4 protein-coding genes and 2 pseudogenes are annotated in these 4,803 nt (G+C 57.3%); 3 read left to right on the top strand and 3 right to left on the bottom strand.

What is annotated here, in order from left to right; genetic code table 11:
* Nucleotides 1-597 (bottom strand): annotated as a pseudogene (locus FEM54_RS24945) (acetate/propionate family kinase); the annotation flags it as partial.
* Nucleotides 598-791: 194 nt separating this feature from the next.
* On the opposite strand from FEM54_RS24945, the gene FEM54_RS24940 reads away from it, so the two are divergent.
* On the top strand, nucleotides 792-1,361 hold the full coding sequence (locus tag FEM54_RS24940) for a GNAT family N-acetyltransferase (protein ID WP_128589179.1): 570 nt from the start codon (nucleotides 792-794) through the stop codon (nucleotides 1,359-1,361).
* A gap of 117 nt (nucleotides 1,362-1,478) precedes the next feature.
* On the opposite strand, the gene FEM54_RS24935 is transcribed toward FEM54_RS24940, so the two are convergent.
* The gene (locus FEM54_RS24935) at nucleotides 1,479-2,402 is read right to left on the bottom strand and encodes a universal stress protein (protein ID WP_138453479.1); all 924 of its coding nucleotides are present in this window, start codon (nucleotides 2,400-2,402) and stop codon (nucleotides 1,479-1,481) included.
* 96 nt (nucleotides 2,403-2,498) lie between these two features.
* A complete protein-coding gene (locus tag FEM54_RS24930; protein WP_225932986.1) occupies nucleotides 2,499-3,110 on the bottom strand; it encodes an aspartate-alanine antiporter-like transporter in 612 nt (203 codons plus the stop codon).
* Between the two features lie 75 nt (nucleotides 3,111-3,185).
* Between FEM54_RS24930 and FEM54_RS24925 the strand changes: the two are divergent.
* Nucleotides 3,186-3,608 (top strand): annotated as a pseudogene (locus FEM54_RS24925) (FAD:protein FMN transferase); the annotation flags it as partial.
* Entirely contained in the window at nucleotides 3,605-4,306 is a 702-nt protein-coding gene (locus tag FEM54_RS24920; protein WP_138453478.1) for a VIT1/CCC1 transporter family protein, read from the top strand. The pseudogene FEM54_RS24925 and the gene FEM54_RS24920, both read left to right, overlap by 4 nt.
* The last annotated feature ends 497 nt before the right edge of the window (nucleotides 4,307-4,803 follow it).

The raw sequence follows: 4,803 nt of genomic DNA, 5'->3' as shown, positions 1-4,803 counted from the left end.
GGGCAGAATACTGGCGATGTATTCGTAGGACAAACCATGAAAGCCATAGCGGCGCAGGCCTTGCGCGGTCAACGCCCGGGGCAGTCCGTAGGTCACTTCCACCGTGTCGAGGGTGTGGTGGAATGCGGTGTCGAAACACACGAACTGCGCCAGGCCTGGGTGCTCATGCGCCAGGTAGATGATTGGCGCCAGGCACTGGGCCTGATGAAGGGGTGCCATCGGGATAAGCGCTTGGAGTTCAGCCATCACCGAGTCGTCGACCCGTTGCGCCACCTCCGTACGATCTCCGCCATGAACGACACGATGGGCCGCTGCACGGATTTGCCAAGCGTAATGACGCTCAATCCAGTCCATCAGATTGAACAAGGTTCCGCCTGGCGGCGTGGCGTCGTTGCGTGGCCACTGTTCTTCCTTTCGGGTTTGGGCGCCCGTGCGCTTGAAGATCAGGTGCTCGGTATCCTGATGAACGTTGAAACTCCCGCTGCCCAGGCATTCAGGTCCGCGCGAGGTAACAATGTCCGTCTGGTAAAGCGAAAATTTGATACCCGACGACCCCGCATTCAGGACCAGCAGCATATGGTGTGAATCGTCAGTCATGAAGCACCTCGTGAATGAACCCTCTTACCCAAGCCGCCAACGCCTGACAACGGCACGCTCGAACAACCAATGGTCAGTCTGATCGCCAATAAGCTGGCAGTCTTGACCTGGATCAGAAACACCCGACATCCGAGGGGTACACAAGAGAGGCAGCTTCGCTTCAGTGGTATTTACGATTGACGAGGAATCTCACCATGACCGCCCTACCCCATAACGCCTCAAACAGCACCCCCACCGTGTCGGACGTTCAAACCGATCACTGGATCGATCCTTTGAAGGACGGTACCCATGTACTCATTCGCCCGTTGGAAGCCAAAGATCGAGAGCGCGAATTCGCCTTCATCAAGAACCTTTCTCCCGAGTCACGGCATTTTCGCTTTCTATGCAGCATCACTGAGCCGGGTAACGCCCTCATGAATCAATTGATGGCCGTCAACAGCCCGCAACAGATGGCGTATGTCGCACTGTTCATGGACGGTGGGCACTTGATCGAGATCGGCGTCGCGCGTTATGCCTCGGCCGAGGGCGACACTCAGTGCGAATCGGCGGTAGTAGTTGCCGATCAATGGCAAAACAAAGGCCTGGGCAAACGGCTGATGCAACACTTGATCGATGCGGCACGCCTCAATGGTTTTGAGTCCATGATGTCGATGGACTCAGCCGTGAACACTCACATGCGCGGTTTGGCGCAAGAACTGGGCTTTGACAGTCATCGCGACCCGCTGGATGCGACGCAAGTCGTGTATCGATTAGCGCTGAACTGAGCATTCAAGCCGGTCGTCGCTGCAAAGAGCGGGTTGGTCGGCAAGTCCTTGCCGGCCAAGGTGATTGCATCGTCCATGGCACCGTCCAGCACAACGACGCCCCGGGTCAAGTAGCATTCATGACTGCAATACTCGCCCGGGCTTTACCGCCAGCACGCTGCACGGCGCCTGATGCAAGAGCTGTTCGGCGGTGGTTCCCAAGAGTTTTTTCAGCCCTCTATGCTGTACGGTTCCCATCACGATGACGTCGGTATGATGGTCGGTGGCGAACTCACAGATGTTCATCAGTGGCATGCCCTCGATGAAGTGGCGACATTCCACAGGTACACCATGCCGCTCGCACAGGGCCGCGAACGCCTCACGCTGGGCCACGCCCAACGCCTCATAAATCCCGGTGGCCAACGGCAGTGCGCCATAGCCCATGTCTTGGGCGTATACAGCCGTCCAGTCATACACGTGGACCAACTCAAGCCTGGCATCACACTGGTCGGCCAACTTCACGGCGGCGTCGACGATCTGGTCGTTAAACACAATGTCTTGTTCTTCGCTGCGCAACAGATCAACGATAGCAAGCACATTGCGTGGGAGTGGGTTGAGACTGTTGGTCACCAGATGAACCGGCGCGGGGCAATTGCGCAGCAGCTGCCAGTCCAGCGGTGTGAAGAAGATGCGCTTCAACACAGACTCTTCCTCGGCATCTTTGATAATCAGGGCCAGTTGTGTCTCGTTGACAAATTGCAGGATTTCTTCGTAAGGGTGTTTAATCCAGATCACTTCACTTGTGGCATGAATGCCCTGCTGGCGTGCCTGCTCGGCTTGCTTCTCCAGCCACTGGCCACGGGTCTGCAGATACCCATCCCTTGCCTGGTTTATTTGTTCGGGAGCGAACAGTCCCGCTACCGCCAAGGCTTGTAGATAATCAAATGCGACGATATGCAACGGTAGCTGCATGGCTTTAGCCAACGCATTCGCCCGGTCGAACGCCGCCGTTCGGATCATGGCAGCCGGGGCAATCAACAGTAAGCGCTGTGTATAGGACATGGTGCACCTCGGCTGAATGAATAAGACTCCAGACTGAGCGTTTCTGGCCCGGATAACTTGATCCTTGTCAGTTATCCGGGCGCAGGAGTCGAACCGCTAGTGAGCCAGTACCATCGCAAAGTAACCAAAGACCGTCAGCAATATGCCCGACACGGCATAAGCCACAGGAAAGCCGATCCAGGGAACGCTGCTCTGCACTTCCTTGGCGGCCTCGCGCGCAGGGCCCGAATGGCTGCGTGCGCCTGCAACACCGCCCATCAGGATCGCCGGGTTGATCTTGAATATATGGAAACCGACAGCCCAGACGATAAAGGGCGGAATCGTGCAAGCGACAAACCCCAACAGAAAGATTTTCAACGCAATCATTCCGTTTAGTTGCGAGACCAGGTTTGCTCCCGCGTTGACGCCGACGATGGCGACAAAAAAGATCAGCCCCATGTCTTCAAGAATGTTGCGAGCAGCATTGGGTGTATTGCCGAAAAATCGAACCCGCGAGACCAGTGACGACACAATAATGCCCGAGACCAACAGGCCACCTGCGTTGCCTAACCCCACCGATGCGCCATACGCGAGTACCTGAATCAGACCGATCAGCAAGCCAAGTATCATCCCCAACGACAGGGTTAACAAATCGGTTGCCGTGCTGGGCCGGGCGATTTTACCCAACAGCCCACTGGCCTTTTCGATGGCACTGTGCAATCCGACCATGTGCAGTACGTCCATGCGCTGGAGTTTGGTTTCCAAACCAATGGGAATAGGTGCCCCACCCCGCTCGATCCTGCCCAACCCTGGGTCGTGGCCATTGAAAAACCCTGCCGGGGCGTACGGGAAGTCATGGCCGCAATGGAACTCATCGATGCCGCCATCGCCACGTCCGGGGATTACCGCCACTGGGTGGAGGTGCATGGGCAATTCTGCGCCCACACCATGAACCCCGTTACCGGTGCACCGTTGCGCAACGCACTTGCAGCGGTCACCGTCGTGGCGGGTTCGTGCATGCTCGCCGATGCCTGGGCCACGGCATTGATGGTGCTGGGAGAAATAGAAGGCCCACGCTTGGCGCAGGAGCGCGGGATGGACGCACTGTTCGTGGTGCGCAACGGTGAAGAGCTAAAGGAAATATCGATTGTCGGCGGCAAACTGCAAGCGCAGGCTGAAGCCGAAGGATCCAACCCCGTCAATAACCTGAGTCGCGCTAACCCATGAAATTCATGCACAGGCACACCGAGCTACACCGCAGCGACCGTATCGGCTGGCTTCGCGCCGCGGTACTGGGCGCCAATGACGGGATCGTCTCCACCGCCAGCTTGTTGATCGGCGTCGCCGCTGCCAACGCCACCCACTCCACGCTGATCGTCACCGGCATGGCCGGGCTGGTGGCAGGAGCCATGTCCATGGCGGCGGGTGAGTACGTGTCCGTGCATTCCCAGGCCGATACCGAGCAGGCTGACTTGTCTCGGGAACGGGCGGAACTGGCCAGTAACCCGAAAGCCGAACACAGCGAGCTTGCCCACATTTACATGCGACGGGGGGTATCCCCCGAACTGGCCCATCAGGTGGCCGATCAATTAATGGCACGCGATGCACTGGGTGCACACGCCCGAGACGAGCTAGGCATCAGCGAAGCACTCACGGCCAAACCGCTGCAAGCCGCCCTCGCCTCGGCCGCCAGTTTCGTGCTCGGCGCCGCCCTGCCACTGGCGGTCATTTTCGTCGCCCCGTCCCACAGTGTTGTGCCGTGGATATCCGGCATGTCGCTGGTATTTCTTGCTGGCCTTGGCGCCATTGCAGCCAAAGCCGGGGGGGCAAAAATAGGGATCGGCGCTTGGCGGGTAACCCTCTGGGGTGCGTTGGCCATGGGCATTACGGCAGCCGTGGGGGCGCTGTTCGGGGCGGTAGTTTAGTTAGCGCGTTTTTGGGCGCGAAGACGGGGGCCTGGAGTTCCAGCGCTGCGACGTGCCGCCTTGAAGGCATTTCTCAGCCTAAAAACTTCAGCGCCACCCGAACGACGAACATCCCCCAAATCAATGCCAGCAGTACGGTGAAAAAAGCCATCGTGACTCCATTACTTATTCCATTTTTTGACTTCGTCACTTGGTTTTATTCAGGCACATTAAAGCAATACTTAATCTGATTAACAGAAACCTAAAATAAATACTCGCCGACAACAAAAGTCGTCACGCTGCACGTTTATCGATCTAAACTATGAGTCACACATACACAACTGGAGCTTCGCGAACAATCGCTGTTTGCTTGATTGGACGCGAACCGACTTCGAGAGCTACTCGGCCTTCATCATTAACCCAACTAGCGGTCACCACAAAGATCTACCACCCCACCGCCTCCTCGCTTCACTACATTCACCCGCCATTGCCAACGGTCCCTTCACCCGACCGAGCAG

It is taken from the genome of Pseudomonas edaphica (assembly GCF_005863185.1).
Lineage (GTDB): Bacteria > Pseudomonadota > Gammaproteobacteria > Pseudomonadales > Pseudomonadaceae > Aquipseudomonas > Aquipseudomonas edaphica.
Note: the sequence above shows the minus strand (reverse complement) of the source record. Positions and strands in the feature narration are given on the sequence as shown.